Below are 26,564 nucleotides of genomic sequence, written 5' to 3' on the forward strand. Positions count from 1 at the left end.
CTCTATTCCTGCCTTTGTCTATGCCGGCCCCTCGATCTGGGAAAACACCGGCTGTTGCAGTCTGGTGGTGCGGTTCCTGCGGCCGGCTAAAGCCGCATTCGCCTCCCACCGTTCTCAGGCCGCGCGTTGCCGCGCCGCCTCCCCTGACCACCGGAACGGCGCCAGGGATTTCGGATCAGCCTTTTTCGACTTGCCCGAATTCCAGATCGACAGGCACGGCGCGCCCGAAGATCGAAACCTCCACCTTGAGCCGCGCCCGCTCCTCGTCCACTTCCTGGACGAAGCCGTTGAAGGACGCGAAGGGGCCATCCGAGACGCGGATCGCCTCGCCGATCTCGAAAGTAACCGAGGGCTTCGGGCGCTCGACGCCTTCCTGCACCTGGTTCAGGATGCGCTGCGCCTCGGCCTCGGTGATCGGCACCGGCTTGGAGTCGCCCAAAAACCCGGTGACCTTCGGCGTGTTCTTGACCAGCGAGAACACGGCGTCGGTCAAGTTGGCCTTCAGGAGCACATAGCCCGGAAAGAACTTGCGCTCGGCGTCGACCTTGCGGCCGCGACGAACCTCGACGACCTTCTCGGTCGGCACGACGATCTGCTCGATATCGGCGGACAGGCCCTTCTGCTTGGCCTTGTTCTCGATGTCCTCGGCGACCTTCTTCTCAAAGTTCGAATAGGCGTGGACGATGTACCAGCGCGTAGTCATTTCACGACTTCTCCGTAATCGCCGGACTTAGCGTCCAATGCCCAGAATCTGTTCGACCGCGAGGCCCATGAGCTGATCGGCGGTGAAGAAAAAGATCATCGCGATCACAGCGAAAGCCAGAACCATCACCGTCGAGATCATCGTTTCGCGTCGCGACGGCCAAGTCACCTTGGCGGTCTCCGCGCGAACCTGCTGGAGAAAGACGAAAGGATTTGTGGTTTTCGAAGCCATATGCCGCTCTGTCTTCAAGACCCGTTGGCCGGGTCTCCTGGATGATCCCGCTGGCCGGGACGTGCCGCCTGGGTCCACTTTCGCGCCGAATCAGCGCAATCATTTCGCCCATGCAAATCAGACGCGTAAAGCCGGCTTCCCAGCTCCACGCGCCGCGTGTCTGTTTCGTCTACATAAAACCGATTCTTGATCCACGCAAGTGGCAAGTGTCCGCTTTATGACCAAACACCGCCTCGGAACCATCCAGTCGTTCCGTCCCGGCTATGGCGCCCTTATGCCTCAATCAGCTTAATATGGCAAGCCGGTCGTCGATTTTCAAAGGGCGGCCCGCAGAAATATCGTTTCTGACGGCCATTTAGGAAATGGCTGAGTTTTTGTTTGACGTGCCATTTCTTGAAATGGCACGGGCAGCAGGGCTCGAACCTACGACCTGCGGTTTTGGAGACCGCCGCTCTACCAACTGAGCTATGCCCGTACACGTGCGCCTCGGCGCAGCAGGGGCTTCCTAAAAGCTTCCGCGCGCTCTGTAAAGAGCGGTTTGCAAGCAAACGCGCCTTCATCCCCTTTCCCGGAAATCGGGATGGTCGACGACCAGCCCGCCGCCATCGATCTCCGGTTTCATGCTCGAGTGCGCCGGCATGCTGTTCGCGGAGATCTTGCCTGCCGGCCCGTGTATCCGTTGGACGCTATTTGGTGTCCGGGACCCGGTAAGGCCCGCCGGGCACGCCCCAGCCCCAGGCCGGCATCGGCTCGGTCTCCGGGTCGCACGTTTCGCCGAGATTGGAATTCATCCTGGCGAGCCGCGATCCCCACTCGACATAGCCCATGAAGGCGGAACGGAACTCCGGATCGTCAGGCAGCCCGACGGCATCCGCGGCATCGGCCAGCAGGTTGATCCAGCGGCGGCGCTGCTCCTCCGTCAAATGCTTGCCCAGGTGATGCATCACCATCTCGCGGTGGCCGCCGAATTTTTCGCTGTAGGTTTTCGGCCCGCCGAAAACCTCGCCGATAAAGGCCGCGACATGGGCGGGATGGTCGGGCGACATATGCTTGAACACCGGCCCGACGACCGGATCCTGCGCCACCTTGTCATAGAAGGTCTGCGTCAGCCGGTTGAGCGCTTCGCTGCCGCCGGCCCATTCGTACAGTGTCGGAACATCCTGGCTCATACTTGACCTCCGCCCAGCGCCGCCTGCAGCGACGATAGCGGAAAAATCGAGCAAGCCTCAACCTGCCTCGATGGCCAGTTCGATGACGCGGCTACCGTTCGACCGCGTGTCGGCCCCGGCATGCCAACGGCTGACCTTCGGTCGCCGACAAAAAGGGCGGCCCGAGGACCGCCCTTCCTTCTCGATCCGGCTGATGCCGGTGTCGATTACTCTTTGATGGTGACGACGATGCCGGCACCGACGGTGCGGCCGCCTTCACGGATGGCGAAGCGCAGCTTCTCTTCCATGGCGATCGGCACGATCAGCTCGACGTCGACCGTGATGTTGTCGCCAGGCATCACCATCTCGGTGCCGGCCGGCAGCGACACGATGCCGGTCACGTCGGTGGTGCGGAAGTAGAACTGCGGACGGTAGTTGGTGAAGAACGGCGTGTGACGGCCACCCTCGTCCTTGGTCAGGATGTAGGCTTCGGCCACGAACTTCTTGTGCGGCTTCACCGAACCGGGCTTGGCCAGAACCTGGCCGCGCTCGACACCTTCACGGTCGACACCGCGCAGCAGCGCGCCGATGTTGTCGCCCGCCTGGCCCTGGTCGAGCAGCTTGCGGAACATCTCGACGCCCGTGCAGGTCGTCTTGGTGGTCGGACGAATGCCGATGATCTCCAGCTCCTCGCCGACCTTGACCACGCCGCGCTCGACGCGACCGGTCACGACCGTGCCGCGGCCCGAGATCGAGAACACGTCCTCGATCGGCATCAGGAACGGCTTGTCGAGCGGACGAACCGGCGTCGGGATGTAGGCGTCGACCTGAGCCATCAGCTCGCGGATCGCGTCCTCGCCGATCTTCTTGTCCGAATCTTCCAGAGCCGCCAGCGCCGAACCCTTGACGATCGGAATGTCGTCGCCGGGGAACTCGTTCTTGGTCAGCAATTCGCGAACCTCGAGCTCGACCAGCTCAAGCAGCTCGGCATCGTCGACCTGGTCGACCTTGTTCAAAAACACCACGATCGACGGCACGCCGACCTGGCGGGCCAAAAGGATGTGCTCGCGGGTCTGCGGCATCGGGCCGTCGGCGGCCGACACAACCAGGATCGCGCCGTCCATCTGCGCGGCACCGGTGATCATGTTCTTCACATAGTCGGCGTGGCCGGGGCAGTCGACGTGGGCGTAGTGGCGGTTCTCCGTCTCGTACTCGACGTGAGCCGTCGAGATCGTGATGCCGCGCGCCTTCTCTTCCGGCGCCGCGTCAATCTGGTCATAGCGCTTGTATTCGCCAAAATACTTGGTGATCGCTGCCGTCAAAGACGTCTTGCCATGATCAACGTGGCCAATCGTGCCGATGTTCACATGCGGCTTGGTGCGCTCGAATTTACCTTTTGCCATAGTCTCTTTCCTTGGACGGCCTGGACCTTCAGTTCAGTCGAATGCGGGGCGATTAGCGACAAAGGCCAAAAAACACAAGCGTCTTTTGCCCGGGCGCCTTCTCACTCGGTCCGAACCCGTGATCCGATTGCGGGGATATGGCGCTGATATAGGAACGTGTCGCGTGAAATGGAATGGCCTAAACCCCTGCGCAATCGCGCCGGCCTCCCGCGCCCCGCTCGTCGGTCGCTGTCGGATTTGTCGGCGCTTCATGGCCCATTGCGGCGGTGTTCCCGCTCTGATTTCCTGCACCGATGCATTTCATCCCGACAGCCGTTCGCGGCCCTCTGTTCATGATCGTCTCGACCGGGTCGTATCTCGTCAACGATACGATGATGAAGCTCGCCACGGCGGGCCTGCCGTCCTATGAAGTGCTGTTCCTGCGCGGCGCGGCGGCAGCGCTCTGGGGCTTTCCGCTGCTGTTTGCGCTTGGTTATGGCAAACAGATCCCGCTGATCTTCGACAAGCGCGTGCTGCACCGCAACCTGCTCGAACTGGCCGCCATCCTTTGTTACGTCGTGGCGCTCGCCAACATGCAGATCGCCGATTCCACCGCCCTCGGACAGGTCACGCCGCTCTTGATGCTGGTCGGCTCCTCCATCCTGTTCGGCGAGCGGATCGGCGGCCAGCGCATGGCGCTGATCGGTCTCGGCTTCATCGGCGCGCTGATGGTGGCGCAACCGACCATGCAGGGCATCTCGGTCTACGCCTTGCTGGCGCTTGGCAATGCGGCATTGTCGGCCGCGCGCGATCTCACCGGCAGGCGGGTTCCGGCCGAGGTGCCGGGAATGATCGTGGCGATCTCCGCCGTCGTCGTGGTGCTGATCGGCGCCGGTGCGGCACACCTGGTTTCAGAGCGCTGGATCATGCCCGGAGCACATCATTTGCTGCTCATGGCCGGAGCCGGGTTTTTCCTGATCTTCGGCCATTTCTTCATCTTCATGGCCTATCGCGTCGGGCCGACCAGCGCAGTGGCGCCGTTCTACTACTGCTTCACCGTCTGGGCGATGATTTCGGGCCTGCTGGTGTTCGGACAATTCCCAAACGCGCTGGCGATTTGCGGCATCCTTCTGGTTGTCGGTAGCGGATTGGCCATCGTCTCGCTCGACCAGCGCAAGCGCCGGCTGACTGTCGTGGCCTAAGTCGGCTCCAGTTGCGGCCGATTATCGCCGGGGGTCTCGCCGCAAAGCTCAACACGCTGCCCGCGAGATCCTCAAGAGGGTCAGATAGGACGCGCCAGACGGCGCTCCGCGGTGGCAAACACCGCCGATGATGGACAGACGAGGGCGCATGACCCGAAAGGCGGGATCCGGTTTCGGGAAAGGTCATGGACAAGCGAACGGATAAAATCCCATCCCGAACCTTCGGAATGGGACTGGTGCTAAATAGTCCGCTTGCCGGCGAACTGGTGGTAAGCCCATAACACGACCACGGCGCCCACCACCGCGACGATCAGGCTGTATATGTTGAGACCGGTCACGCCCGACGCGCCGAAAGCGCTGAAGATCAGGCCGCCGACAATGGCGCCGACAATGCCGAGCACGATATCCATGATCATGCCCTGGCCGCTCTTGTTGACGATCTTGCTGCCAAGAAAGCCGGCGATGACTCCCAGAATAATCCAGCTGATGATTGACATTTTTCCTCTCCAATCCCCTGCCGCGTCCATCATTTTCATATGATTGTCAAAAGCTCAAGCCAGCTTGAAATTCCGCCCGTTTGCGTCATTGTGAGGATGGGACGGGCTTGGTTGACAAGGAGATCCACGATGGGACTGTTTGACAATGCCGTTCCGGGCGGCAACATCACCAAACCCCTGATGATCGCGCTTGGCGCGCTGCTGGTCGGAAAGATGCTCAGCGGCAGGAGTGCCGAACAGCCGGAGCAACCCCAAGCTCCCGTACCGGCCGAGCCCGGTGAAACCACGGCCGGCGATGGCGGCCTGCTTGGCGGACTGGGCGGCCTGCTCGACAAATTGAAGAACTCCGGCCACGGCAACGTCGCCGATTCCTGGGTCGGCACCGGCCAGAACCAACCGATCAACGCCAACGACCTGGGCAACGCGATCGGACCGCAGGTCATCCACGAGATCGCGCAACGGACGGGGCTCGACGAGCAGGAACTGCTCAAGCAATTGTCCGCAGCCTTGCCTGGCATCGTCGACAAGCTGACGCCGAACGGCCAGGTGCCGCAGCAACACCAGGTCGCGTCGGCCTTCAACAGCTGAAGCGAGCGGACAGCCATCCTCTGGAGCGCTGCGCGACCTGGCCGCGCAGTGTTTCAGCTTGCCGATGGCGTGGGTTGGAGATCTGGAGCGGGTAGCGGGAATCGAACCCGCATATTCAGCTTGGAAGGCTGCTGCTCTACCACTGAGCTATACCCGCGCCGTGCACTGAAGTACCGGATTCCACGGAAAAGCGCCATGCGCTTTTCGCCTCCGACGCTTTCACGTTTCAGGGCTTCCGGGCCGGCAGTGGTGGAGAGGGTTGGATTCGAACCAACGTAGGCTAAGCCAACGGATTTACAGTCCGTCCCCTTTAACCACTCGGGCACCTCTCCAGTCTGCCGCCGGAGCCATGCAACGAGGCATTCTTGCCGATCCGGACCCGAGTATCACTTCTCCGAAATCAGCGAAGCGCCTTATGGCGGCAAGGCCAGTGGGTGTCAACCGCGTGGCAAGGGTTTTTCGATGTTGTTCGCCGGCTGCGGCGACGGGCCATATCCCTGGCCGCCGGAGACCGCTATAGAAGCCGGCCATGAGCAACAAGACCGGCACCCCGAAAGACACCCACTACGCCAAGCTGCGTCGTGCACACCGCGACGAAAAGAGCGGCGGCGCGCCGGCGTTCCGGCCGCGCCAGCCCATGCCGCCGGGGGAGAACGCAGCCGACGGGCTGGTGCGGCTCTATGGCCTGCATACGGTGCGCGCCGCACTCGACAATCCGCGCCGCAAGATCAAGAAAATGCTGGTGACGCGCAATGCCGCCGAGCGGCTGGGACTGGCCGACCTCGCGGCTCTGCCCTTCAAGGCGGAGCTGGTCGAACCCAGGGACATCGACAAGATCACGGGTTCGGATGCCGTGCATCAAGGCGTGCTGATCGAGGCCGAGCCGCTGAAGCCCAAGCGCCTCGACGCTCTTGGCGACACAAAGCTGGTGCTGGTGCTCGACCAGATCACCGATCCGCACAATGTCGGCGCCATCCTGCGCTCGGCGGTCGCCTTCGATGCCGGCGCGCTGATCACCACGGCGCGCCACAGCCCGCAGGAATCGGGCGTGCTGGCGAAATCAGCCTCCGGCGCGCTCGAACATATCGACCAGATCGAGGTGAAGAACCTGGCCGACGCGCTCGCGCAACTGCACGAGGCCGGCTTCCAGACAATCGGTCTCGATTCGGACGGCCCGGCCGAACTCGAAACGAGCTTTGCCGGCGACAAGCTTGCCCTGGTGCTGGGCGCGGAAGGCAAGGGCCTGCGCCAGAAGACGCGCGAGACGGTGACGACACTGGCTCGCCTCGACATGCCCGGCGCCATCCGCTCGCTCAACGTGTCGAACGCGGCGGCGGTAAGCCTTTATGCGGCACGGAAATTCTTGAGGCAGTAGGGCAGTACGGCAGTAGGGCTTCCAAATCGGCCGGAACGGGCGGCTCCTACTGCCCTACTGCCCTACCTCATGCCCGGCCATCCGCTCCAGCGCCCTGACCAGGGCCGAGTGATCCTCCCTGGCGCCGCCATTGGCGGTGCAGGAATTGAACAGTTGCTGGGTGGTCGACGTGTTGGGCAGGGAGACGCCGAGCGCCCTTGCCCCTTCCAGCGCAAGGTTGAGATCCTTCTGGTGCAGTTCGATGCGGAAACCCGGCGCGAAGGTGCGCCTAACCATGCGCTCACCATGGACTTCGAGGATGCGCGAGGCGGCCAACCCGCCCATCAGCGCCTGCCTGACCTTGGCGGGGTCGGCGCCGGCTTTCGAAGCAAAAACAAGCGCTTCGGCGACGGCTTCAATGGTCAGCGCGACGACGATCTGGTTGGCGACCTTGGTGGTCTGGCCGACGCCGTTCGGTCCGACCAGGGTGATGTTCTTGCCCATCTTCTCGAAAACGGGCCTGGCGCGCTCGAAGGCCTTCTCCTCGCCGCCGACCATGATGGTCAGCGATGCGGCCTTGGCTCCCACCTCGCCGCCCGAGACCGGCGCATCGAGATAGTCGCAGCCCAGTTCGTTGATTTTTTTGGCGAAGGCCTTGGTCTCGATCGGCGAGATCGAGCTCATGTCGATGATCAATTTGCCTTTGGAAAGACCTGATGCGACGCCGTTGTCGCCGAACAGCACCTCGGCCACCTGCGGTGTGTCGGGCACCATGGTGATGATGATATCGGCGGCCTTCGCCACGGCGGCATGGCCGGTGACCGACTTCAGGCCCCTGGCGACGAGATCGGCCCGCGGTTTGGAGCGATGGTCGCTGGCGATCACCGTGTAGCCGGCGTCCAGCAAATGTCCCGCCATCGGCGCGCCCATGATGCCAAGGCCGATGAAGCCGATGGTTTCCATTGTGGTTCTCCGTCTTGTTGAGGTTGCGTTCCTTCACGCCCCCCTCTGGCCTGCCGGCCATCTCCCCCACAGGTGGGGAGATTGGCAGTTTCGGCGCTGGCCCCAACTTTCCCGGTTCAAAATTTAGCGAAGCCGCCGGTGACATCCAACCTCCGCTCTTGGTAGGGGAGATGGCCGACAGGCCAGAGGGGGGCGTGAAGGAACGCGAGTTCGATTTCGACGGCTAAGCCGCGGCACTTCCCTGCCCGGCCAGCTCCCTTAACCAACCCAGCCCTTGCTCGGTCCCCGCCTTCGGCTTGTATTCCGCCCCGACCCAGCCGGAATAACCAATGCGGTCGATGTGCTCGTAGAGGAAGGGATAGTTGATCTCGCCCGTCCCCGGCTCGTGACGGCCGGGATTGTCCGCAAGCTGGATATGCGCGATGCGGCCGAGGTTTGCCTCCATGGTACGGGCGAGATCCCCCTCCATGATCTGCATGTGGTAGATGTCGTATTGCAGGAACAGGTTCTTCGAGCCGACGCGGTCGATCAGCGCCAGCGCCTGGTCGGAATAATTGAGGAAGAAGCCTGGAATGTCGCGCGTGTTGATCGGCTCGATCAGCAATTTGATACCGGCCTGCTCCAGTTTCTCCGCCGCGAAGGCGAGGTTCTCGGCAAAGACATCCTCGAGCACCTTGCGGTCGACACCGGCGGGCGCGATGCCGGCCAGGCAATTGACCTGTGAGCAGCCGAGCGCCTGCGCATAGGCGATCGCCTTGGCGATGCCCTGGCGGAATTCCGGCACACGGTCCGGCAGCACTGCGATACCGCGCTCGCCCTTGCCCCAGTCGCCGGCCGGCAGGTTGAACAGCACCTGTGTCAGGCCGTTCTTCTTCAGCCGCGCGGCCACCATCTCGGGGGCATGGTCATAGGGGCCTACATATTCGACGCCTTTGAAGCCGGCGCGGGCGGCGGCATCGAAGCGGTCGAGAAAATCGTGCTCGCCAAAGAGCATCGAAAGATTGGCGGAAAAACGCGGCATTCTTTTTCTCCTAGTCCAGCATCACGATCGCCGTCGGGGCGTCTTCTTGGTGTTCGGCAAGGTCCTCGAATTCGGTGACCTTGTCGATCTCGGTGCCCATCGAGATGTTGGTGACGCGTTCGAGGATGAATTCGAGCACTACGGGAACCTGATGCTCCTTCATCAGCCGCTGCGCCTGCTTGAAGGCACCGGCGAATTCTTCCGGTTTGCGCACCCTGACCGCCTTGCAGCCCATTGCCTCGGCAACAGCGACGTGGTCGACACCGTAGCCGGCCTCGGGATCGTCCGACCGGTTGATGTTCTCGAAAGCAAGGCTGACCTCGTAATCCATCGAGAAGCCGCGCTGCGCCTGGCGGATCAGGCCGAGATAGGCATTGTTCACGACGACGTGGATGTAGGGCAGCCTGTGCTGCGCGCCGACCGCCAGTTCTTCGATCATGAACTGGAAGTCATAGTCGCCCGACAGCGCCACGATCGTGCGGTCGGGATCGGCGGCGCGCACGCCAAGGGCTGCCGGCAGTGTCCAGCCGAGCGGGCCGGCCTGGCCGCAATTGATCCAGTTGCGGGGCTTGTAGACATGCAGGAACTGCGCGCCGGCGATCTGCGACAGGCCGATCGTGGTGACGTAGGTGACGTCGCGCCCGAACGCCTTGTTCATCTCCTCATAGACGCGCTGCGGCTTGAGCGGCACCTGGTCGAAATGCGTCTTGCGCTTCATGGTCTTCTTGCGGCCTTGGCATTCCTTCGCCCAGCCCGACCAGTCGCGCAGTCTTCCGGCCGTTTTCCATTCGGTAGCGACGTCGAGCAGTATCTTCAGTGCGGCACCCGCATCCGAGACGACGCCGAGATCTGGTGCGAACACGCGGCCGATCTGGGTCGGCTCGATGTCGACATGGATGAACTTTTTTCCCTTGGTGTAGACATCGACCGAACCGGTGTGGCGATTTGCCCAGCGGTTGCCGATGCCGAACACGAAGTCGGCCTCGAGCATCGTTGCGTTGCCGTAGCGGTGCGATGTCTGCAGCCCACACATGCCCGCCATCAGCCGATGGTCGTCGGGGATCGCGCCCCAGCCCATTAGCGTTGGGATGACCGGCACGCCCGTGATTTCGGCGAACTCGATCAACAGGTCCGACACATCGGCATTGATGATGCCGCCGCCGGCGACGATCAGCGGCTTTTCGGCGGCGTTGAGCATCGCCAGAGCCTTTTCGGCCTGGGCGCGCGTCATCGCCGGCTTGAACGGCGCCAGCGGCTCATAGGCGTCGATGTCGAACTCGATCTCGGCCAATTGGACGTCGACCGGCAGGTCGATCAGCACCGGTCCCGGGCGCGAAGACCTCATCAGGTGGAATGCCTTCTGCAGCGCCATCGGCACGAGATAAGGCTCCATGACGGTGACCGCCCATTTGGCGACGGGCGACGCGATGGCGGCGATGTCGACGGCCTGGAAATCCTCCTTGTTCAGCCGCGCCCGCGGCGCCTGGCCGGTGATGCAGAGGATCGGGATGGAATCGGCTGCGGCCGAGTAGAGCCCGGTGATCATGTCGGTGCCGGCCGGGCCAGACGTGCCGATGCAGAGCCCGATATTGCCTGCCTTGGCCCTGGTGAAGCCTTCGGCCATGTGCGAGGCGCCCTCGACATGACGGGCCAGCACATGGCGGATCGTGCCCCTCGCCTTCAGGGCCGAGTAGAGCGGATTGATCGCCGCTCCCGGCACGCCGAAGGCGCAGGCGATGCCTTCCTTTTCGAAAACGAGAACCGCAGCGTCGACAGCGCGCATCCTGGCCATTGTTCCGGCCCTCCACAGGGTTGTGATTGTTGGATGACCGAGAATGTCAGCAAGCGGCCTATTTTTCAATTTTTTCAGAATATTTTTTCATTTCTAGGAAGCTGCCGTTGCCAATTGATTTCCTTTCTCTTTTTGTTTTCCAAAAAATGGCAATGCAGAAGAGTGAAAAACTTTTTCATTGTCCATTCGGGAAAATCGGGCATGATGGCGTCATGGAAACCGCCGAAAAACGCCAGCGCGGCCGGCCGCGCGCCTTCAACGGCCCGTCGGAAGCGGCTTCGGTGCAGTCGTTGGACCGGGCCTTGCGCATCCTGGCCATCGTTGCCGAAGGCAGCGGCCTGTCGCTGAGCGAGATATCCGCGCAAAGCGGCCTGGCTGCCTCTACCGCCTACCGCATGCTGACGACGCTCGAAAACCACGGCATGGTCGAGTTCGACAGTTCGGACCAGCTTTGGTCGATCGGCGTCGAGACCTACCGGATGGGCGCGGCGTTCCTGCGCCGCCGCAAGCTGGTCGACCGCGCGCGCATCGTGATGCAGGAGCTGATGGAGAAAACCGGCGAGACCGCCAATCTCGGCGTCGCCGAGGACGATTGCGTGGTGTTCGTCAGCCAGGTCGAGACGCACCAGGCAATTCGCGCCTTCTTCCGACCGGGCACGCGCAGCCCTTTTCACGCATCCGGCATCGGCAAGGCGGTGCTGGCCCATCTCGAGCCGGAGCGCGTCGGAGCCATCCTGCGCAAGGCCGGCCTGCAGCGCTTTACCGACAGGACGCTGTCCGACATCCCTGCCCTCGCGCATGATCTCGCGACGATCAAGCTGCGCGGCTGGTCGGTCGACGACGAGGAACGGCACCCAGGCATGCGCTGCGTGGCATCAGCCATCTTCAACGAATTCGGCGAGCCGATCGGCGGTGTCTCGGTGTCGGGCCCGACCGTTCGGGTGACGCCTGAGAGGCTGGCCGAGATCGGCCCGCTGGTGCACAGCGCCGCGGCCGAGGTCACAAAGATGATCGGCGGCGTGCAAACCGGATGATCAACCTGCTCCGGGCAGCGCGCTTCTGCTCGCAAGATCGAAGAAATCGAGCAGGATCGCCATGCCGACACCGCAGGCGGTGAAGACGAGGCCGGTGATGAAGATGCGGTTGGCGCGTTCATAGGCGCTCAGCCGCAGGCACTTTGTGTCGAGCAGAAGCGACAGTGCCCGCATCTGTAAGGCGATGCCGGCCAGGATGGGCAGCACGGCGACGAGATGATAGGTCTGCCACGGGATCGGATTGGCGGCCCAATGCGTGATGAATCCCAGCGAAAACGCCAGCAGGATGCCGACGGCCGTGACCGTGCCGTTGCGGAAAATAATCTCGACCTGTTCCTCTTTCGGGTCCTGCTCGTCCAAGGATCACCCTCCCCCATATCGCCCGCAGATTATCGCCAAGCAGATTAGGCCTTCGGGAAATGCCTGTACATTGCCGATCGCATCGACAAAAGCCGATGACCGAGGGTTCAGGCGTCTCCGTGAAAGTCGGCTAATCCAACAGGTGTGCCGCCATCCAAGCGTAGAAAAGGGGCTCGCCTGAGCCCCTCTTCTGGTGCTGAACGGTGCTCCTCCTCTCAGAGACGGCAGTAATGGCGATAGCCGTCGTAACCGATGTAGGTGTCGGAGTCCGGATCGTAGCTCGAATAGCGATCGAAGCAGCGGCGGACGTGCCACGAGCCGCCGCCCTCGTCGACGTAGACAGCGCGGGGCTGGGCAAGCAGGCTGCCCAGGACAAAACCGCCGACGCCGGCGGCGATGCCGATGCCGAGGCCATGGTGGTGGTGATGCGAATGAGCCGCCGAAGGCTGAACGGTGCCGACCAAAGCGGTGGCGGCGACGGTGGTGGCGATGAGGCTGGAAACGAGTGCGCGCTTGAACATGATGATCTCCTTGCTTCGTTTGGAGAGGCGACCCATCCGCCTCTTGATCATCTGTCGTTCGGCACAAGAAAAAGGTTCGAATCTTTTTTGAACGTGAACCGAGGAGGTCGTGCTGACGGCGGCCTGCAAGGGCCTGGCTAGACATTGATGACCGGTCCCATTTCGCCCAACGAAAAAGGACGGCCGAAGCCGCCCTTTCGGGAGAATTGGGTCCCTCCATCAAAGAAAGATGATCACCTTGCCGTGCTTGTGGTAATGATGGTTATGGTGCTTCCACCAAAACTTCTTGAAGTGCTTCTTGTGATGGTTGTGGTGATGATGGTGGCCGTGCATGCCGTGGGCCGACGACGTGCCGACGGTGCCGGCGAGCGCGCCGGTGGCGACGAAAATGGCAACGAGGCCTGAAACGAGAGTGCGCTGGAACATGATGATCTCCTGGATCTTTTGATCGAGGCGACCCATTCGCCTCTGACCATCAGTCGGCGCGGCGCGGGAAAAGGTTCGAAAGGTGGAGGAGATTTTTTTCGGCAAGGCCGGAGACGGGATGAATCGTGAGTAGTGAGTAGTGAGTACTACTGACTACTGACTACTGACTACTGACTACTGACTACTGACTACTGACTACTGACTACTGACTACTGACTACTGACTAATGACTACTGACTACTATTCACCACCCCATGCCCGTGACATGGCGCAGCCAGAAGGCGAGCGCGATGAAGCCGATGATGGTGGTAACGCCGGTCCAGTCGATATTGGCGTTCTTGAGGTTCCTGATGAGCTTCACCAGCAGCATCCAGGCTATGACGACGATCGGCAGGATGATGACAAATCTGATCATGCGACGGCCTCGCCCGAGCGATTGCACCTGCCGTAGGATATAGGAAGCGAATTGGCCGTTTTCAGGATGCCGTGTCTGTTGCTTCGCAGCGGCAGGAGCACCTCAAAACGGACATTTGTCTTTACTGGCGCCGCAAATATGGCTAACCGGTGCCGCATGCCCTTGTAGCTCAGCTGGTAGAGCAGCGGTTTTGTAAACCGAAGGTCGCGGGTTCGATTCCTGCCGGGGGCACCACCCTTCGCTCTTCAAGCTTCGGGTGGCAGGCCACCCAGCCCGTTATAAGAACACCAGATCTCGCAAAACGAAGGAGTGTCCTCCGAAGCCTGTCGCAGGAGGACTGCTCATGCGAAGAGGCGAAACCCAGCGGACTTTCGCTAGGAGGCTGTCGCGACCTGGCCGGCTGCCACTTCGCCGCCGAACGTGTTCTTCACCCTGACGGACTTGTAGACGTAGGCGACCCAAGCCCCGGTGAGGATGAACGACAGGACGGGTGTCGCCAGCGCATCTCCAGCAAGGATCTGGCTCACCGGGACGCCCAGAGTTGATGAGATCAAGATCGTGTCCAGGACGAACACAACCGGTATCGCAATCCACTGAACCAGAAACAATTGTGGAAAGCGTCGGCTTCGCCGCAGCATCGAAATGAGCACAACCAGTTGAAGCGCCAGAAATGCCAGATTGAGGGCAACCTCGCTATACACCGCAACCAGTCCATTTGGCAGGGGCATGAGTTGCCGGTAACCCTCGGCCGAATTGGCCAAGTCGGCGAGCGTGCGCAGCGGCGACAAAACCTGACCGATCGCAAGCAGCATAAGCCAGCCACCGAATCCTACAAGAGCCGCCGGGCCCTGTGACGGCTTCACGGCTGAGCGAACCGCAAAGAAAACAGGCACGCCGATGATCAGCAGTACGATCGTCCAATGCCAGATTGAAAACGTCCCCATTAACCTCTCCCCTTCGCACTCCTATAAGTTGTATCAGATTTCAAATTCAACTCAAGAGGCGACTTCGCGTGCAATGTGGTCGGTGCCGAAGCGGCGACTTTCTCCTGCTGTCCTGAGTCTCGAGCCGCAACCCGGAACCAAACCCGGCCGGAGACGGTTAACGATCGAAGGGACCGCAAACTCTGTAGCGGAACAATGATCGAACTCTTGGACATGGAACTGGCCAGAGCCAGGCAGCGGATTGGCCGAGCGGTACTCGCCCTCAAACGAGCGGAAGAAATGCTGGACGGAGACTGTGGCGTCGGCATCAATCTCGCGCTTTGCAGCAGGATAAGGTCCGCGCAGCGGCGCGTCACCGAAGCGCGAGAGCGCCTGACGAAGATCGATCCGACCGATCACTGATTTTTACCTGCGACACTGCGGCCGCGTCTTTCCTTTCGGTCGATGCTTCGAAGGAATCGCTGATTAGGCCCAGCGGCTACGCTGCCCTGTGCGCGGGGCCCGGCGGTGTAGACGGGCGCCGCCGTTGGCACTCATCGTCAGTCACACTGGCAGCGGAAGCTGGTTCATGCCGCGGTCGCTTCCATCCTCACATCCCGATCGCCGCCACCAGGATCCGGTTCTGCCGTCGGATCGCCGCGCGCAGTTCCGCTATCCTTGCCTCGTCGCGCTTCACGAACTCGATGAACATCATGTTCATGTTGTTGAAGACCAGCTCACCCACCGCCTGCCCGTCGATGTCGCGCCGCACCAGGCCGATCTCCTGCAGCCTTGCGATCAGGGCACGGATCTGTTGCGTCAGAGCGCGGTCGAGCGCCGTGTAGGCTTGGCCGAACGGGCTGTCGGGCAGTTGCGTCGAGATCGCCATCGCCTGGCGCCACATCTCCTTGCTGAGATAGTGCAAGGAGTGCTCGATATAGATGCCGATCAGCGTGTCCAGCGCATCGCCGACATTGGCCGGTGGGCTGTCGACCACGCCTCGCCCGGCATTCAGCACCTCGTTGACCTCCATGGAGACGATGGCGCCGAGGATGTCGCCCTTATTCTGGTAGTAATTGTAAATCGTCCCGATCGACACTTCGGCCTGGGCGGCGATCGTCTCGATCTTGGCACCTTCATAACCGGCCTCGCGGAAAAGCTCGGCCGCCGCCTCGATGATGCGGCGGTGCCGGTCGGCCTTTTGCCTTGCCCTCAATCCACTCATGCCGGCTGGTCTGCCACAAAAACAGAATTGACTCAATTTTAGAATTGGTTCAACTTTTTGCAAGAAGCCACAAAGGCAAGGGAGAACACTCGATGTCCGCACGATCCGCAGCCAACAATCCGCTTTCAATCCTGAAGAGACATCTGGGCGCCGCTTGCGGCGCCACGGCGCTGGTGCTCTCAGCAGCCGGCGCCAGCCAGGCCGCCGATCTCAACGCCCTGATCTGGTGCGATCATGCCGACCCGGCGCTGCTGCAGCCCTTCGAAGAGGCCAACAACATCAAGGTCAACGTCAAGGAATTCGAGGGCACCGGCGCGGGGCTCGCCATCGTCGAACAGTCGCAACCCGGCGACTGGGACGTGATGGTGATCGACAGCATCGACGTGCCGCGCGGCGTGGAAAAAGGCCTGTTCGAGCCGCTGCCGGAGGACAAGCTGCCGTTGGGCGACCTCTTTCCGCAGGTGAAGATGGACAACTCTACCGTGGTCGGCGGCAAGCGCTACGGCATCACCGAAAAGTTCGGCTACAACACGATCGGCTTCAACAAGACCAAGGTCGACCCGGCCGACATGCAATCCTTGGCGTCGCTGACAAGGGACAAGTACAAGCGCAAGGTCGCCATCTACGATTATTACCTGCCGGTCATCGGCATGGCGGCACTCGCCATCGGCAAGAAAACGGCTGAACTCACCGAGGCCGATCTTCCCGCCCTCAAGGCCGAACTGCTCAAGATGAAGGCCAACGCCAAGCTGGTCGGCGAGGTGACCGCCAGCCAGACAGCGCTCGCCACCGGTGAAGTCGATATTCTGGTCGGCGGCGGCGAATGGGTGACGGCGGGCCTGGCCAAGGAGAACCCGGCGCTGGACTTCTCGATCCCCAAGGAGGGAGCGGTGCTGTGGTCGCAGTCGCTCGCCATGTTCAAGGACTCCAAGAACAAGGACGTGGCGCTGAAATTCATCCAGTACATCATGAGCCCGGAAGGCCAGGCGCGTCTTGCCACATCCTCCTGCTATTGGGGCATGCCGGCGAACAGCAAGGCGGCACTCACCGACGACCAGAAGAAGATCCTGCGCTTCGACGAGCAGCCCGAATTCCTTGCCCGCGCCCAGGCCTATCCGGCGCCGAACGCCGACCTCGACAAGAAGATGCAGGACATGTGGACCGAGATGCTGCAGGCGCAGTAGACGGGCGTCGTGAGCACCGCAAACAAGGCCCTGCCCTGGGCGCTGGTTACGCCGGCGCTCGGCTGGACCTTGCTGTTCTTCGTGTTGCCTTTCATTGCCATGGGGCTTTCCAGCCTGACGTCGCATGAGGGCGGCGGCTTCACATCAGCCAATTACAGCCAGTTCTTCACCAATCCTGCCTATTGGCAAGCGATGGTGAATTCGCTGGAGGTGACGGCGATCGTCACCGTGGTCTCGGTGCTGCTCGCCTATCCTTTCGCGTGGATCCTGGCCGAACAGGTGCCGGAACGCTGGCAGCGGCTGGCGCTGATGCTGGCCGTGCTGCCGTTCTGGACGTCCTATGTCGTGCGCTCCTATTCCTGGCTTCTGGTGCTGGCGCAGAACGGCGTCATCAACCGGACGCTGACCGGCATCGGCTTGACCAGCGAACCGCTGCAGCTCGCCAATACGCGCTTCGCCACCGTGACCGGCTTCGTGCATTTCTTCGTCATGCTTTTGACGCTGACGATCTTCGCCAATTTGAAGCAGCTCAGTCCGAGCTACCGCAAGGCCGCCGCTGATCTCGGCGCCGGGCCGGTGCGCACCTTCCTGCATGTCATCCTGCCGCTGACCTTGCCCGGCATCATGGTCGGCGCCTTCCTGACCTTCGTGCTGTGCATCGGCGACTACATCACGCCGCAAATCCTGGGCGGCAACAACGAGCTGGTCATGCCGCAACTGGTGATGATGCAGATCGGCCGGCGCGGCGATTTTCCGCTGGCCTCCGCCCTGTCGATTATCCTGATGGCGGTCGTGACCATCGCCTATCTCGCCTGCGCCCGCTGGCTGAAGATCGAGCGGGCCTGAGATGCGCCTGATCGTCCGAACCGCTTCCTGTCTCTACGCGATCGCCATCTATTCCTTCATTTTCCTGCCGGTGGTCGTGCTCGTGCTGTTCTCGCTGCAGGCAACCTCCTTCCCCATCCCGCCCTTCACCGGCCCGTCGCTGCGCTGGTACCAGGCCGTCCTGTCCGATACGCGGCTGACCTCGGCGCTGGTGAACTCGCTGCTGGTGGCCGTGCTTTCGTCGCTCGCGGCCGTCACGCTCGGCTTCCTCAGCGCCTGGGCGTTCGCGCGTTTCGTGCTGCCGGGTTCGGCCCTGCTGCGAGGGTTGATCACGCTACCGCTTACCGTCAGCTATCTCATCATCGGCATGGGGCTGCTGGTGCTGTTCAACTGGGCCGGCGTGCCGAAATCGCTGATGGCCGCCGGCATCGGCCATGTCGTGATCAACCTGCCGCTCTGCTTCGCCATCGTCTACAGCCAGATGGGCGACCACCAGATCAACATCGAGCGCGCCGCGCGCGATCTCGGCGCGCCGGAATGGAAAGTGCTGCTCTTGATTACTGTGCCTGTCATGGCGCCGGCCATCTTCGCCGGCTTCTTCCTGTCGATGACCTTTTCCTGGGACGAATTCGTGATCTCCTTCCTGCTGACACGCTTCGAAACCACGCTGCCGGTCGAAATCTGGAATCTGCTGCGCTCTGGCCTCAACCCCAAGACCAACGCAGTCGGCTCGCTGGTGTTCGCCGTTTCCATCGTGCTGGTGGTGCTGTTCGAATTGACATTGCTGCGGAGGAAGCCGGCATGAGCGCGCCCCTGGTCGACATCCGCGGGGTCTCGCACCGTTTCGGCCAGCTGGCGGTGCTGAAAGACGTATCGCTGCGGATCGAGCCCGGTAGCTACACCATCCTGCTCGGACCGTCGGGCTCCGGCAAGACGACGCTTTTGTCGATTTTGGGCGGCTTCGTCACACCGAGCGAAGGCAAGGTGTTCATCCGAGGCGAGGACTGCACCGCCGTTCCGCCGGCAAAGCGCCCGACAACGACGGTGTTCCAGGATTATGCGCTGTTTCCGCATATGAGCGTCGGCGGCAATGTCGGTTTTGGCCTGCGCATGCAAGGCGTCGATGGCGCGACACGCGCCGCGCGGGCGCGTGAGACGCTGGCGCTAGTCGGGCTGGATGCCGCCTTCGACAAGAAGCCGCACCAGCTCTCCGGCGGCCAGCGGCAGCGCGTAGCGCTGGCGCGCGCACTGGTGATCGAGCCCGCCGTGCTGCTGCTCGACGAGCCGCTCGGCGCGCTCGACCTCAAACTGCGCCGGCAGATGCAGGACGAATTGAAAGCGATCCAAAAGCGCGTCGGCACCGCCTTCATCCATGTCACCCACGACCAGGAAGAAGCGATGGCGCTGGCCGACCACTGCGTGGTGATGAGTGACGGCCGCATCGAGGACGAAGGGCCGCCCGAACGCGTCTATGCGCGCCCAAAGACACGCTTTTCGGCGACCTTCATGGGCGAGAGCACCATTCTTCGCGGAACGGTGGCGGAGATGATGGACAGGACAAGCACTGTCGCGACACAGGTCGGGCCGGTCTCGGCGTCCGGAGCGTTGCCGGTGGGATCGGCGGTTGCCTTGGCCATCCGGCCGGAGCACCTTGCCCTGGGCGCGACCTCAGGCGCCACAAAGCTGGGCAAGGCGCAGGTCAGCGATGTCGTTTTCCAGGGCAGCTTCAAGCGCGTGCTCGCGGTCTCCACTGAAGACGCCACGCTGCAATTCATCGCCAAACTGCCCGCGACGTCCGTCGTGCAGCCGGGCGACACGGTCTCGGTTTCCTGCGATACAGACAAGATCATCCTGCTGACGGATTGAACATGGGCATGCTTGCGGTCGTCGACGCACCTGACTGGTACGAAACCATCCGCATGGGCGACGGTGTCACGCTGATCCACGAGCCATGGATCAAACCGTTCTTCCGCTGTAATATGTGGCATGTGCGCGGTCGCGACCGCGACCTGCTGTTCGATACCGGGCTTGGCCATTTCAGCCTCAGGCGCCATGTGCCGCTGGTTAGCGAGCGCAAGCTCACCTGCGTCGCCAGCCACACGCATTTCGATCATATAGGCTGCCACCATGAATTTCCCGACCGCTGCGTGCACCGCGCCGAGGCGGAGATTCTGACCGATCCGCGCAACGAATGGACGGTGGCTGACCGCTACGCCAATGAAGAGATGTTCGATCGCCAGCCACAAGGTTGGGATACGGCGCGCTATCGCATCATGCCCGCCCCGGCGGACCGCCTGCTCGAACATGGCGATATCGTCGACCTCGGCGATCGCGCCTTCGAGGTGATCCACACGCCCGGCCATTCGCCAGGCGGTATCGCTCTGTACGAGAAGAAGACCCGCATCCTGCTTTCCGGCGACATCATCTATGACGGCCCGCTGATCGACGACGTCTACCATTCCGATATCGATGATTATTTGCAGACGCTGCTTGCCATGCGCGACCTCGACGTCTCGGTCGTGCATGGCGGCCATTTCCCGAGTTTCGGCAAGGTGCGCTATCGGCAGCTGATCGACGAGTATCTGGCACAGAAACGCCAGGCCGGCTGCCATCTGCAACCACGCTCCTAGCAATCAGCTTGTTTTGATCTACAGCGCCCTTTGCGGACAAGGCATACCGGCGGCGTCGCCGCAGCGCGAGGCAGTGGGCAAGGGCCTGAGGCTTGTTTCTTCCGAGCGGCGCACCAGTTCGGCGAAGACAAGCGCGAAGCTTCCCAGCACGACGGAGATGATGATCAGGCGTGTTACCAGCAATATGTTGGTCCCGGCTGGCGCGTGTCCCCGGAATCGGGCTCGACTCTCGAAGGATTCACGCACGATCAAAAGTGCCACAGCGTCTTTCGTATCCTGAAAGGCATAAGATCGCTGTGGGCGCCCCCACGCCACCCATGCCGGCTAACATGATCCATGGGGCTTTACGAGAGTTTAAGCCCGGCCTTAACCATCACATTGGCTCGTTCCCTGATATGATTCGCGACTGCCGGTTCGAACCGCACGTCTGCGGGCTCTCTTTGCACACAGGCCCGCCCATGCTACCCCGGCCCAGCCGCCAACCGGTCACCGTCGGGGAGCCATGAGCAAAGCCGCCAACAGCATCGCCTTCGTCTCGTCCGGCACGCCTGACGCCAAAGCGGCGCTGGAAAGCCTGTCGGCGCGCTATGGCCAGCATTCGGTCGCGGAAGCCGATGTCGTCGTGGCCCTGGGCGGCGACGGTTTCCTGCTGCAAACTTTGCGCGATACAATGGGAACCGGCAAAAAGGTCTACGGCATGAACCGTGGCACCATCGGCTTCCTGATGAACGAATATCGTTCCGGAGGTCTCGCCGAGCGCATCGCCGCCGCGGTCGCCGAAACGATCCGTCCGCTGGAGATGCAGGCCGTTACCTCGGATGGCGAAACCGTCTCGGCGCTGGCCATCAACGAAGTGGCGTTATGGCGCCAGTCCTATCAGACGGCCAAGATCCGCATCACCATAGATGACCAGGTACGGCTCGAGGAACTGAATTGCGACGGCGTGATGATCGCCACGCCGGCTGGCTCCACCGCCTACAATCTTTCGGCGCATGGGCCCATCCTGCCGCTCGACGCGCCGCTGCTGGCGCTTACCCCCGTCAGCCCGTTTCGCCCGCGCCGCTGGCGCGGCGCTTTGCTTTCCAACAAGGCAACCGTGCGCTTCGATATACTAGAGGCGGAAAAGCGGCCGGTGAACGCCGCCGCCGACCATACGGAGGTCAAGGCCGTAGCTTCCGTGACGGTGAGGGAATCTGCGACGGCGACCGCAACTTTGCTGTTCGATCCCAATCACTCCTGGAACGAACGCATACTGGCGGAACAGTTCCGTTATTGAGCCGATATTGAGCCGGCGCGCGGATAAGCGGCCGGATCAGACATAGTAATTAAGGTTACGACTTCACAATCGAGCCATTGCCGGCCGTTTGTGTTGACAAATCGCGGGCTTGCGCCTAGTTGCAGTGATGATCTTGCGGGCGCGCGGCGCCTGCCGCGACGGATGCCGTTGCGCTTCCCCGAACAGCCAAAGACAGCCAGAACTTGTCCTCAGACACCCAGACCGCTCAAGAAGCGTTGACTTTCGCGGACCTCGGCCTATCGCCGAAGGTCCTTTCCGCAGTCACCGACGCCGGCTACCTCAAGCCGACGCCGATCCAGGCCGGCGCCATTCCGCACGCGCTTCTGGGCAAGGATGTGCTTGGCATAGCACAGACCGGTACCGGCAAGACGGCCTCCTTCGTGCTGCCGATGCTGACACGACTGGAAAAGGGCCGCGCCCGCGCCCGCATGCCCCGCACGCTGATCCTGGAGCCGACCCGCGAGCTTGCGGCGCAGGTCGAGGAAAACTTCATCAAATACGGCAAGAACCACAAGCTCAACATCGCACTGCTGATCGGCGGCGTGTCGTTCGACGAACAGGACAAGAAACTGGAGCGTGGCGCCGACGTGCTCATCGCGACGCCCGGCCGCATGCTCGACCACCGCGAGCGCGGCAAGCTCTTGCTCAACGGCGTCGAGATCCTCGTCATCGACGAAGCCGATCGCATGCTCGACATGGGCTTCATTCCCGATATCGAGCGTATCTGCGAGATGATCCCCTTCACCCGGCAGACGCTGTTCTTCTCGGCGACGATGCCGCCCGAGATCACCAAGCTGACCGAAAAGTTCCTGCACGCGCCGGTGCGCGTCGAGGTTTCAAAGGCCGCCTCCGCCGCGACCAACATCATCCAGCGGCTGGTGAAGTCAGGTTCCAAACCCTGGGACAAGCGCGAGACGCTGCGCAACCTGATCAAAGCCGAGGATGCGGAGCTGAAGAACGCCATCATCTTCTGCAATCGCAAGATCGAGGTGTCGGAGCTGTTCCGCTCGCTGCTGAAATATGATTTCGACGCCGGCGCGCTGCATGGCGACATGGACCAGCGCGCACGCATGCAGATGCTGGCAAATTTCCGGGACGGCAAGCTTCGGTATCTGGTCGCCTCCGACGTGGCGGCGCGCGGCCTCGATATTCCCGATGTCAGCCACGTCTTCAACTATGACGTGCCGATCCACGCCGAGGATTACGTCCACCGAATCGGCCGTACCGGCCGCGCCGGGCGCTCCGGAAAATCCTTCACCATCGCGACCAAGTCCGACACCAAGTATATCGAAGCCATCGAACGGCTGATCGGCACCAAGATCGAGTGGCATGACGGTGACCTGTCGACGGTGGTGGCCAGCGAAGGCGAGGACGAAGCTCCGCGCCGTGGCCGCGGTGCACCGCGTCGTGCCGGCCGCAAGGACGACGACCGCAAGGACAGGGGCGAGCGCAAGAGAGGCGGACGCCAGGCCAAGCACGGCGAAGACGCGGCACCGGAGACCGTGCGCGAGGAACAGCCGGTCGCGGCCGAGGAAACGGTCGCCGACACTGGTGAGCGGCGCACGCGCAAGGACGCTATCCGCTCGGAAAATTCCGAGCGCAAGAGCTCCGCGGCGCGCAGCGAGCGACGTGCACCGGAACGTGGCGACACCAGGCCCCAGCGCGATGACCGTCGCCCTGCCCGCAACCGAGAAGACGAAAACGACGCCACCGTTGGCTTCGGCGACGACATGCCCGCCTTCATGCGTATCGTCGCCAAGGGCTGACCGACGGGTGGTTCCAAGGCAAGACGGCCATCCGGCTTGCCCTCCCGGCAAGCTCCTGGCTGGGGTCGCCGTTACATCGGCCCGGGCATCATCTTGGTCGGTTTCTCCAACATCGGAAACTCGGCCTTGTTGCATTTCACGTTCGGGTTCGTCGGACTGAACATGCCGTTGGGATTATCACCCAGCCAGGCGTGAAGATCGTAGTGGACGAACTCCCTCGGGATGAGCGGATAGTGTCCCTCCATCGGACCCATGAAGGTTTGGCCAAACAGCTTCGGTGGCTCTTTGACGTCCGGCGTCAGCGGCACAAGCCATTCCGCCCCGACCAGGCGCAGACCGTTTTTCGTCGGCTCGTAGATCAGCACATTGGGGCGCATCGGGTCGAGTTTTTGGCCGACACTTGGGACGTTGACGAAATGGATGCCCATGGCGCCTTTCGGGTAGTACATCGCTCCGGATATCTTTTCTCCGCTATAGTAGACGCAGCCGACCGTCGACAGATAAAGGTCGCGGACGGCCGCGGTGTAGTCCTCATATTTGGCGAGCGACTTTTTCAAGGCCTCGATGTCAGCTTTGTTGGCATCCTCGGCCCGAGCCGCCGCGACGCCCAACCATGCGCTTACAAGACCTGTTAAAACGAGGACGCCGCAGCGCCCGAGGCTGGCTGTTCTTGTCATGCATTCCTCCCAGATTTTTTTGATCTGGCCGTGCAAGACCGAGGCTGAAAAAGAAATGCTTATTGCGCGGCCAGGTGTACCGCCTCATCCCCTCCGGAACAGCGACGATGCTATTCCTTTCCATGGCTGCGGGAAAGCGGTTATTTAGGACTGGCTAATTCTCTGGCGCGCCAATCTCAATCTGAGCGCGGCCGGTCGCGGCCGGTGAAGCTGTTGCCGTCATCGCCGAGCGACGCCACCGTTGGCTTCGGCTACGACACACCGGCCTTCATACGCATTGTCGCCAAGGTCTGATATCGTCGTGTGTTGCAAGGACGCACGGCCTCGCCGAAGATGGCGTGATGAAGCGTCTGGTGGAAGATTGGGTCTATGGTGGCGTGCTCGCCGGCCTCACCCTGTGCGTGGTGGCGATCGGGCTGGCCGCTCGATTGGAGACAGCCGAGCTCGCCGTCTTCCTGCTGATTCCGATTTACATGCTCCACCAATACGAGGAGCATGCCGAGGACCGGTTCCGGCTTTTCGTCAACAAGATGCTCGGCGGCGGGGCGCCGCTGCTTACCCGCTTCGATGTCTTTGTGATCAACGTACCGGGTGTATGGGGCATCTATTCCCTGGTTTTCACCCTCGCTGTCACGGTCAATGCCGGGATAGGGCTGATCGCCGCCTACACCACCCTGATCAACGCTTTGGTTCACGTCGCGCAGGCCATCAGGATGCGCAGCTACAACCCCGGGCTCATCACCGCAATTGTCTTGTTCGTACCCGCATCCATCTGGTCGATCCTGACGCTTTCCGGTTCGGGAACGGGCTTCCATATCCTTGGACTTACGGCCGGGCTGCTCATTCATGGACTGATCGTTGCCCATGTCGTCCGGCGGCAGCGCCTGACCCAACGAGCGACGGTCGATAAGCCGACCTCACCGTAACATCATGGAAGAACCCGGGGGCCGCAGGCCTGGCCGTCGGTCGCATTTTGCAAATAAAAACGGCCCGTTGCGAGGCCCTTTTTGCATTCTGGTCGATGCTGCTCAGGTGAGCGGCGAAAGCTGGATCTCGACGCGACGGTTTTGAGCGCGACCCTCGGCCGTGGCATTGGACGCGACCGGACGGGTCTTGCCGAATCCGGTGACCGCGAAGCGGCGTGAATCGACGCCCTGGCCAGCCAGGTAGTTGGCGACCGCCAGCGCGCGGCGCTGCGACAGATCGAAATTATGCTGGTCGCCGCCGGTCGAATCGGTATGGCCGAACACGTCGACCGTGGTCTGCTTGAACTTCTTCAGCACCAGCGCGACCGAATTCAGCACCTGGTAGAAGCCGGGCTTCACCGCATCCTGATCGACGTTGAAGGTGATGTCGGACGGCATATTGAGGATGATCTGGTCGCCGGAGCGGGTGACGCTGACGCCTGTGCCCTCCAACTGCCGGCGCAGTTCGGCTTCGTTCTGGTCCATGGTGGCGCCGATGGCGCCGCCGGCCAGCGCCCCGATGCCGGCGCCGATCAGCGCGTTGCGGCGGTCATTGCCACCCGCAAGCAGGCCAAGGCTGGCGCCGGCCAAGGCGCCGAGGCCGGCGCCGGCCGCCGTATTGGAAATCTTCTGGTCGCCGGTATACGGATCGGTGGTGGTGCAGGCGCTCACCAGCACAGCCGTCGCCACGACGACGAGCACGGTCTTCTTCATAGGATTGTCCCTCTCCAAGTCACGCCTTGCGGTGGCGCCAAATCAGCCCTTCGCGCGACTTGTACCATGAAATGCGGCGAAAAGCGGAACGGGAAAAGCACCGGCGACGGCTTTTCCCCGGGGCACGATTTCCCGATTGGGCGTCCAGGAATCTACCAGAGATTCTTGCCGTCGATGGCCACCACTTCGACCTTGTCCAGGTCGAAATCGTCGAACAACCGCGAGTTGACACTGATCTTGGGATTGTCGAAATCCGGCTCTCCGCTCGACCAGTCCGGTGTTTCGGTGAAGGTCCCGCAGCCGCAGGTGTCGCAAAAACCGTGCTTAACGGTCTTTGATCCCCACTGATAGAAGGAAACATTCTTCTGCGGCGTGAGGAGCTTGAACTGCGCCGGAGTGTAGTAGGCCCAAAGCGAGCCGCGTTTCGAGCAGAACGAACAAGTGCACTGCGTCAGCGTCTGCGGTGCTTGCGAAACCTCGAATATCGTCGCCTTGCAGTGGCAGCTTCCCTTGATGGTCATGGACGTCACCTCTCCCTTGTCCGCCGCCCTCAGGCAACGCAACACAAAGAAGCGGTCCTGGCAACTGTCCGTCAGCAGGCCCCCTATCGCGGTCCGGGCCGGTCGCCGCTGCGCTTCCCGGGCCTAGAGCGTTTCATATCTTGACGGAAGCGTAGCCTGCGTTTTCGAAGTAGTTCCTGCATTCGGCTGCCTCGATTGTT

31 protein-coding genes and 4 tRNA genes are annotated in these 26,564 nt (G+C 62.0%); 14 read left to right on the plus strand and 21 right to left on the minus strand.

What is annotated here, in order from left to right; genetic code table 11:
* Nucleotides 1-175: 175 nt before the first annotated feature.
* From nusG to tuf, 5 genes are all read right to left on the minus strand, one after another.
* Nucleotides 176-703 carry a transcription termination/antitermination protein NusG gene (nusG, locus tag FJ953_RS23780; protein ID WP_140501620.1) on the minus strand — a complete coding sequence of 176 codons (528 nt, stop codon included), beginning with the start codon at nt 701-703 and terminating at the stop codon, nt 176-178.
* Between the two features lie 27 nt (nt 704-730).
* The gene (gene secE, locus FJ953_RS23785; protein WP_013531408.1) at nt 731-934 is read right to left on the minus strand and encodes a preprotein translocase subunit SecE; all 204 of its coding nucleotides are present in this window, start codon (nt 932-934) and stop codon (nt 731-733) included.
* A 399-nt stretch (nt 935-1,333) separates the two neighbouring features.
* A tRNA-Trp gene (locus tag FJ953_RS23790) sits at nt 1,334-1,409 on the minus strand.
* A 211-nt stretch (nt 1,410-1,620) separates the two neighbouring features.
* Complete coding sequence (locus FJ953_RS23795) at nt 1,621-2,103, minus strand: group II truncated hemoglobin (RefSeq protein ID WP_140564602.1); 483 nt, start codon at nt 2,101-2,103, stop codon at nt 1,621-1,623.
* A gap of 206 nt (nt 2,104-2,309) precedes the next feature.
* Nucleotides 2,310-3,485, minus strand: a complete 1,176-nt coding sequence (gene tuf, locus FJ953_RS23800) for an elongation factor Tu (protein WP_140515452.1) — start codon at nt 3,483-3,485, stop codon at nt 2,310-2,312.
* Between the two features lie 293 nt (nt 3,486-3,778).
* On the opposite strand from tuf, the gene FJ953_RS23805 reads away from it, so the two are divergent.
* The gene (locus tag FJ953_RS23805; protein WP_140517617.1) at nt 3,779-4,666 is read left to right on the plus strand and encodes a DMT family transporter; all 888 of its coding nucleotides are present in this window, start codon (nt 3,779-3,781) and stop codon (nt 4,664-4,666) included.
* 239 nt (nt 4,667-4,905) lie between these two features.
* Here FJ953_RS23805 and FJ953_RS23810 read toward each other — a convergent pair whose 3' ends face one another.
* A complete protein-coding gene (locus FJ953_RS23810; RefSeq protein WP_140493554.1) occupies nt 4,906-5,163 on the minus strand; it encodes a GlsB/YeaQ/YmgE family stress response membrane protein in 258 nt (85 codons plus the stop codon).
* Nucleotides 5,164-5,292: 129 nt separating this feature from the next.
* Here FJ953_RS23810 and FJ953_RS23815 point away from each other — a divergent pair, with 129 nt between their 5' ends.
* Nucleotides 5,293-5,751 carry a YidB family protein gene (locus tag FJ953_RS23815; RefSeq protein WP_140625166.1) on the plus strand — a complete coding sequence of 153 codons (459 nt, stop codon included), beginning with the start codon at nt 5,293-5,295 and terminating at the stop codon, nt 5,749-5,751.
* A gap of 83 nt (nt 5,752-5,834) precedes the next feature.
* Here FJ953_RS23815 and FJ953_RS23820 read toward each other — a convergent pair.
* Both FJ953_RS23820 and FJ953_RS23825 read right to left on the minus strand, forming a co-directional pair.
* Nucleotides 5,835-5,908, minus strand: a tRNA-Gly gene (locus FJ953_RS23820).
* A 90-nt stretch (nt 5,909-5,998) separates the two neighbouring features.
* Nucleotides 5,999-6,083 (minus strand) — tRNA-Tyr (locus tag FJ953_RS23825).
* A gap of 197 nt (nt 6,084-6,280) precedes the next feature.
* On the opposite strand from FJ953_RS23825, the gene FJ953_RS23830 reads away from it, so the two are divergent.
* Complete coding sequence (locus FJ953_RS23830; protein ID WP_140625167.1) at nt 6,281-7,126, plus strand: RNA methyltransferase; 846 nt, start codon at nt 6,281-6,283, stop codon at nt 7,124-7,126.
* A gap of 54 nt (nt 7,127-7,180) precedes the next feature.
* On the opposite strand, the gene FJ953_RS23835 is transcribed toward FJ953_RS23830, so the two are convergent.
* The 3 genes from FJ953_RS23835 to gcl form a co-directional block, all read right to left on the minus strand.
* Nucleotides 7,181-8,068 carry a 2-hydroxy-3-oxopropionate reductase gene (locus FJ953_RS23835; protein ID WP_140625168.1) on the minus strand — a complete coding sequence of 296 codons (888 nt, stop codon included), beginning with the start codon at nt 8,066-8,068 and terminating at the stop codon, nt 7,181-7,183.
* Nucleotides 8,069-8,291: 223 nt separating this feature from the next.
* A complete protein-coding gene (gene hyi / locus FJ953_RS23845) occupies nt 8,292-9,089 on the minus strand; it encodes a hydroxypyruvate isomerase (RefSeq protein WP_140625169.1) in 798 nt (265 codons plus the stop codon).
* 10 nt (nt 9,090-9,099) lie between these two features.
* Nucleotides 9,100-10,881, minus strand: coding sequence for a glyoxylate carboligase (gene gcl, locus FJ953_RS23850; RefSeq protein WP_140625170.1), 1,782 nt, complete (start codon nt 10,879-10,881; stop codon nt 9,100-9,102).
* Between the two features lie 212 nt (nt 10,882-11,093).
* Here gcl and bhcR point away from each other — a divergent pair, with 212 nt between their 5' ends.
* Nucleotides 11,094-11,915: an HTH-type transcriptional regulator BhcR gene (gene bhcR, locus FJ953_RS23855; RefSeq protein WP_140517623.1), complete on the plus strand. Its 822-nt coding sequence runs from the start codon at nt 11,094-11,096 to the stop codon at nt 11,913-11,915.
* Here the strand turns inward: bhcR and FJ953_RS23860 are convergent, their stop codons facing one another.
* From FJ953_RS23860 to FJ953_RS23875, 4 genes are all read right to left on the minus strand, one after another.
* Entirely contained in the window at nt 11,916-12,275 is a 360-nt protein-coding gene (locus FJ953_RS23860; protein ID WP_140493579.1) for a hypothetical protein, read from the minus strand.
* Between the two features lie 215 nt (nt 12,276-12,490).
* Nucleotides 12,491-12,796, minus strand: coding sequence for a BA14K family protein (locus tag FJ953_RS23865; RefSeq protein ID WP_140625171.1), 306 nt, complete (start codon nt 12,794-12,796; stop codon nt 12,491-12,493).
* A 219-nt stretch (nt 12,797-13,015) separates the two neighbouring features.
* The gene (locus FJ953_RS23870; RefSeq protein WP_140493585.1) at nt 13,016-13,222 is read right to left on the minus strand and encodes a hypothetical protein; all 207 of its coding nucleotides are present in this window, start codon (nt 13,220-13,222) and stop codon (nt 13,016-13,018) included.
* 244 nt (nt 13,223-13,466) lie between these two features.
* Nucleotides 13,467-13,637 carry a hypothetical protein gene (locus tag FJ953_RS23875; RefSeq protein WP_140517626.1) on the minus strand — a complete coding sequence of 57 codons (171 nt, stop codon included), beginning with the start codon at nt 13,635-13,637 and terminating at the stop codon, nt 13,467-13,469.
* 158 nt (nt 13,638-13,795) lie between these two features.
* On the opposite strand from FJ953_RS23875, the gene FJ953_RS23880 reads away from it, so the two are divergent.
* A tRNA-Thr gene (locus FJ953_RS23880) sits at nt 13,796-13,871 on the plus strand.
* A gap of 140 nt (nt 13,872-14,011) precedes the next feature.
* Here the strand turns inward: FJ953_RS23880 and FJ953_RS23885 are convergent.
* Nucleotides 14,012-14,581 carry a DUF2569 family protein gene (locus tag FJ953_RS23885; protein ID WP_140493595.1) on the minus strand — a complete coding sequence of 190 codons (570 nt, stop codon included), beginning with the start codon at nt 14,579-14,581 and terminating at the stop codon, nt 14,012-14,014.
* 195 nt (nt 14,582-14,776) lie between these two features.
* Here FJ953_RS23885 and FJ953_RS23890 point away from each other — a divergent pair, with 195 nt between their 5' ends.
* The gene (locus FJ953_RS23890; protein ID WP_140493598.1) at nt 14,777-14,983 is read left to right on the plus strand and encodes a hypothetical protein; all 207 of its coding nucleotides are present in this window, start codon (nt 14,777-14,779) and stop codon (nt 14,981-14,983) included.
* Nucleotides 14,984-15,170: 187 nt separating this feature from the next.
* Here FJ953_RS23890 and FJ953_RS23895 read toward each other — a convergent pair whose 3' ends face one another.
* The gene (locus tag FJ953_RS23895; RefSeq protein WP_140493601.1) at nt 15,171-15,785 is read right to left on the minus strand and encodes a TetR/AcrR family transcriptional regulator; all 615 of its coding nucleotides are present in this window, start codon (nt 15,783-15,785) and stop codon (nt 15,171-15,173) included.
* 92 nt (nt 15,786-15,877) lie between these two features.
* On the opposite strand from FJ953_RS23895, the gene FJ953_RS23900 reads away from it, so the two are divergent.
* The 5 genes from FJ953_RS23900 to FJ953_RS23920 are packed head-to-tail and all read left to right on the plus strand — an operon-like array spanning nt 15,878 to nt 20,424.
* Entirely contained in the window at nt 15,878-16,969 is a 1,092-nt protein-coding gene (locus tag FJ953_RS23900) for a spermidine/putrescine ABC transporter substrate-binding protein (RefSeq protein ID WP_140625172.1), read from the plus strand.
* 9 nt (nt 16,970-16,978) lie between these two features.
* Entirely contained in the window at nt 16,979-17,815 is an 837-nt protein-coding gene (locus tag FJ953_RS23905) for an ABC transporter permease (protein WP_140493607.1), read from the plus strand.
* A 1-nt stretch (nt 17,816) separates the two neighbouring features.
* Entirely contained in the window at nt 17,817-18,599 is a 783-nt protein-coding gene (locus FJ953_RS23910; RefSeq protein ID WP_140493610.1) for an ABC transporter permease, read from the plus strand.
* On the plus strand, nt 18,596-19,660 hold the full coding sequence (locus FJ953_RS23915) for an ABC transporter ATP-binding protein (protein WP_140493613.1): 1,065 nt from the start codon (nt 18,596-18,598) through the stop codon (nt 19,658-19,660). The genes FJ953_RS23910 and FJ953_RS23915 overlap by 4 nt, the downstream gene beginning before the upstream one ends.
* Nucleotides 19,661-19,662: 2 nt before the next feature.
* Entirely contained in the window at nt 19,663-20,424 is a 762-nt protein-coding gene (locus FJ953_RS23920) for an MBL fold metallo-hydrolase (RefSeq protein WP_140493617.1), read from the plus strand.
* Nucleotides 20,425-20,442: 18 nt separating this feature from the next.
* Here FJ953_RS23920 and FJ953_RS30605 read toward each other — a convergent pair whose 3' ends face one another.
* Nucleotides 20,443-20,607, minus strand: a complete 165-nt coding sequence (locus tag FJ953_RS30605) for a hypothetical protein (RefSeq protein WP_181167386.1) — start codon at nt 20,605-20,607, stop codon at nt 20,443-20,445.
* A gap of 319 nt (nt 20,608-20,926) precedes the next feature.
* Between FJ953_RS30605 and FJ953_RS23925 the strand changes: the two genes are divergently transcribed.
* Together FJ953_RS23925 and FJ953_RS23930 are read left to right on the plus strand one after the other, a co-directional pair.
* Nucleotides 20,927-21,700, plus strand: a complete 774-nt coding sequence (locus FJ953_RS23925) for an NAD kinase (RefSeq protein WP_140493621.1) — start codon at nt 20,927-20,929, stop codon at nt 21,698-21,700.
* Nucleotides 21,701-21,903: 203 nt separating this feature from the next.
* Nucleotides 21,904-23,487: a DEAD/DEAH box helicase gene (locus FJ953_RS23930; RefSeq protein WP_181171681.1), complete on the plus strand. Its 1,584-nt coding sequence runs from the start codon at nt 21,904-21,906 to the stop codon at nt 23,485-23,487.
* A 71-nt stretch (nt 23,488-23,558) separates the two neighbouring features.
* Here the strand turns inward: FJ953_RS23930 and FJ953_RS23935 are convergent, their stop codons facing one another.
* Complete coding sequence (locus FJ953_RS23935; protein WP_140625173.1) at nt 23,559-24,164, minus strand: hypothetical protein; 606 nt, start codon at nt 24,162-24,164, stop codon at nt 23,559-23,561.
* A 341-nt stretch (nt 24,165-24,505) separates the two neighbouring features.
* Between FJ953_RS23935 and FJ953_RS23940 the strand changes: the two genes are divergently transcribed.
* On the plus strand, nt 24,506-25,090 hold the full coding sequence (locus FJ953_RS23940; RefSeq protein WP_210242383.1) for an HXXEE domain-containing protein: 585 nt from the start codon (nt 24,506-24,508) through the stop codon (nt 25,088-25,090).
* A 102-nt stretch (nt 25,091-25,192) separates the two neighbouring features.
* On the opposite strand, the gene FJ953_RS23945 is transcribed toward FJ953_RS23940, so the two are convergent.
* Nucleotides 25,193-25,843 carry an OmpA family protein gene (locus FJ953_RS23945; RefSeq protein ID WP_140493627.1) on the minus strand — a complete coding sequence of 217 codons (651 nt, stop codon included), beginning with the start codon at nt 25,841-25,843 and terminating at the stop codon, nt 25,193-25,195.
* Nucleotides 25,844-25,995: 152 nt separating this feature from the next.
* On the minus strand, nt 25,996-26,364 hold the full coding sequence (locus tag FJ953_RS23950; RefSeq protein ID WP_140493629.1) for a GFA family protein: 369 nt from the start codon (nt 26,362-26,364) through the stop codon (nt 25,996-25,998).
* Nucleotides 26,365-26,564: the final 200 nt, after the last annotated feature.

The sequence above is a fragment of the Mesorhizobium sp. B2-3-6 genome (assembly GCF_006442305.1).
GTDB lineage: Bacteria > Pseudomonadota > Alphaproteobacteria > Rhizobiales > Rhizobiaceae > Mesorhizobium.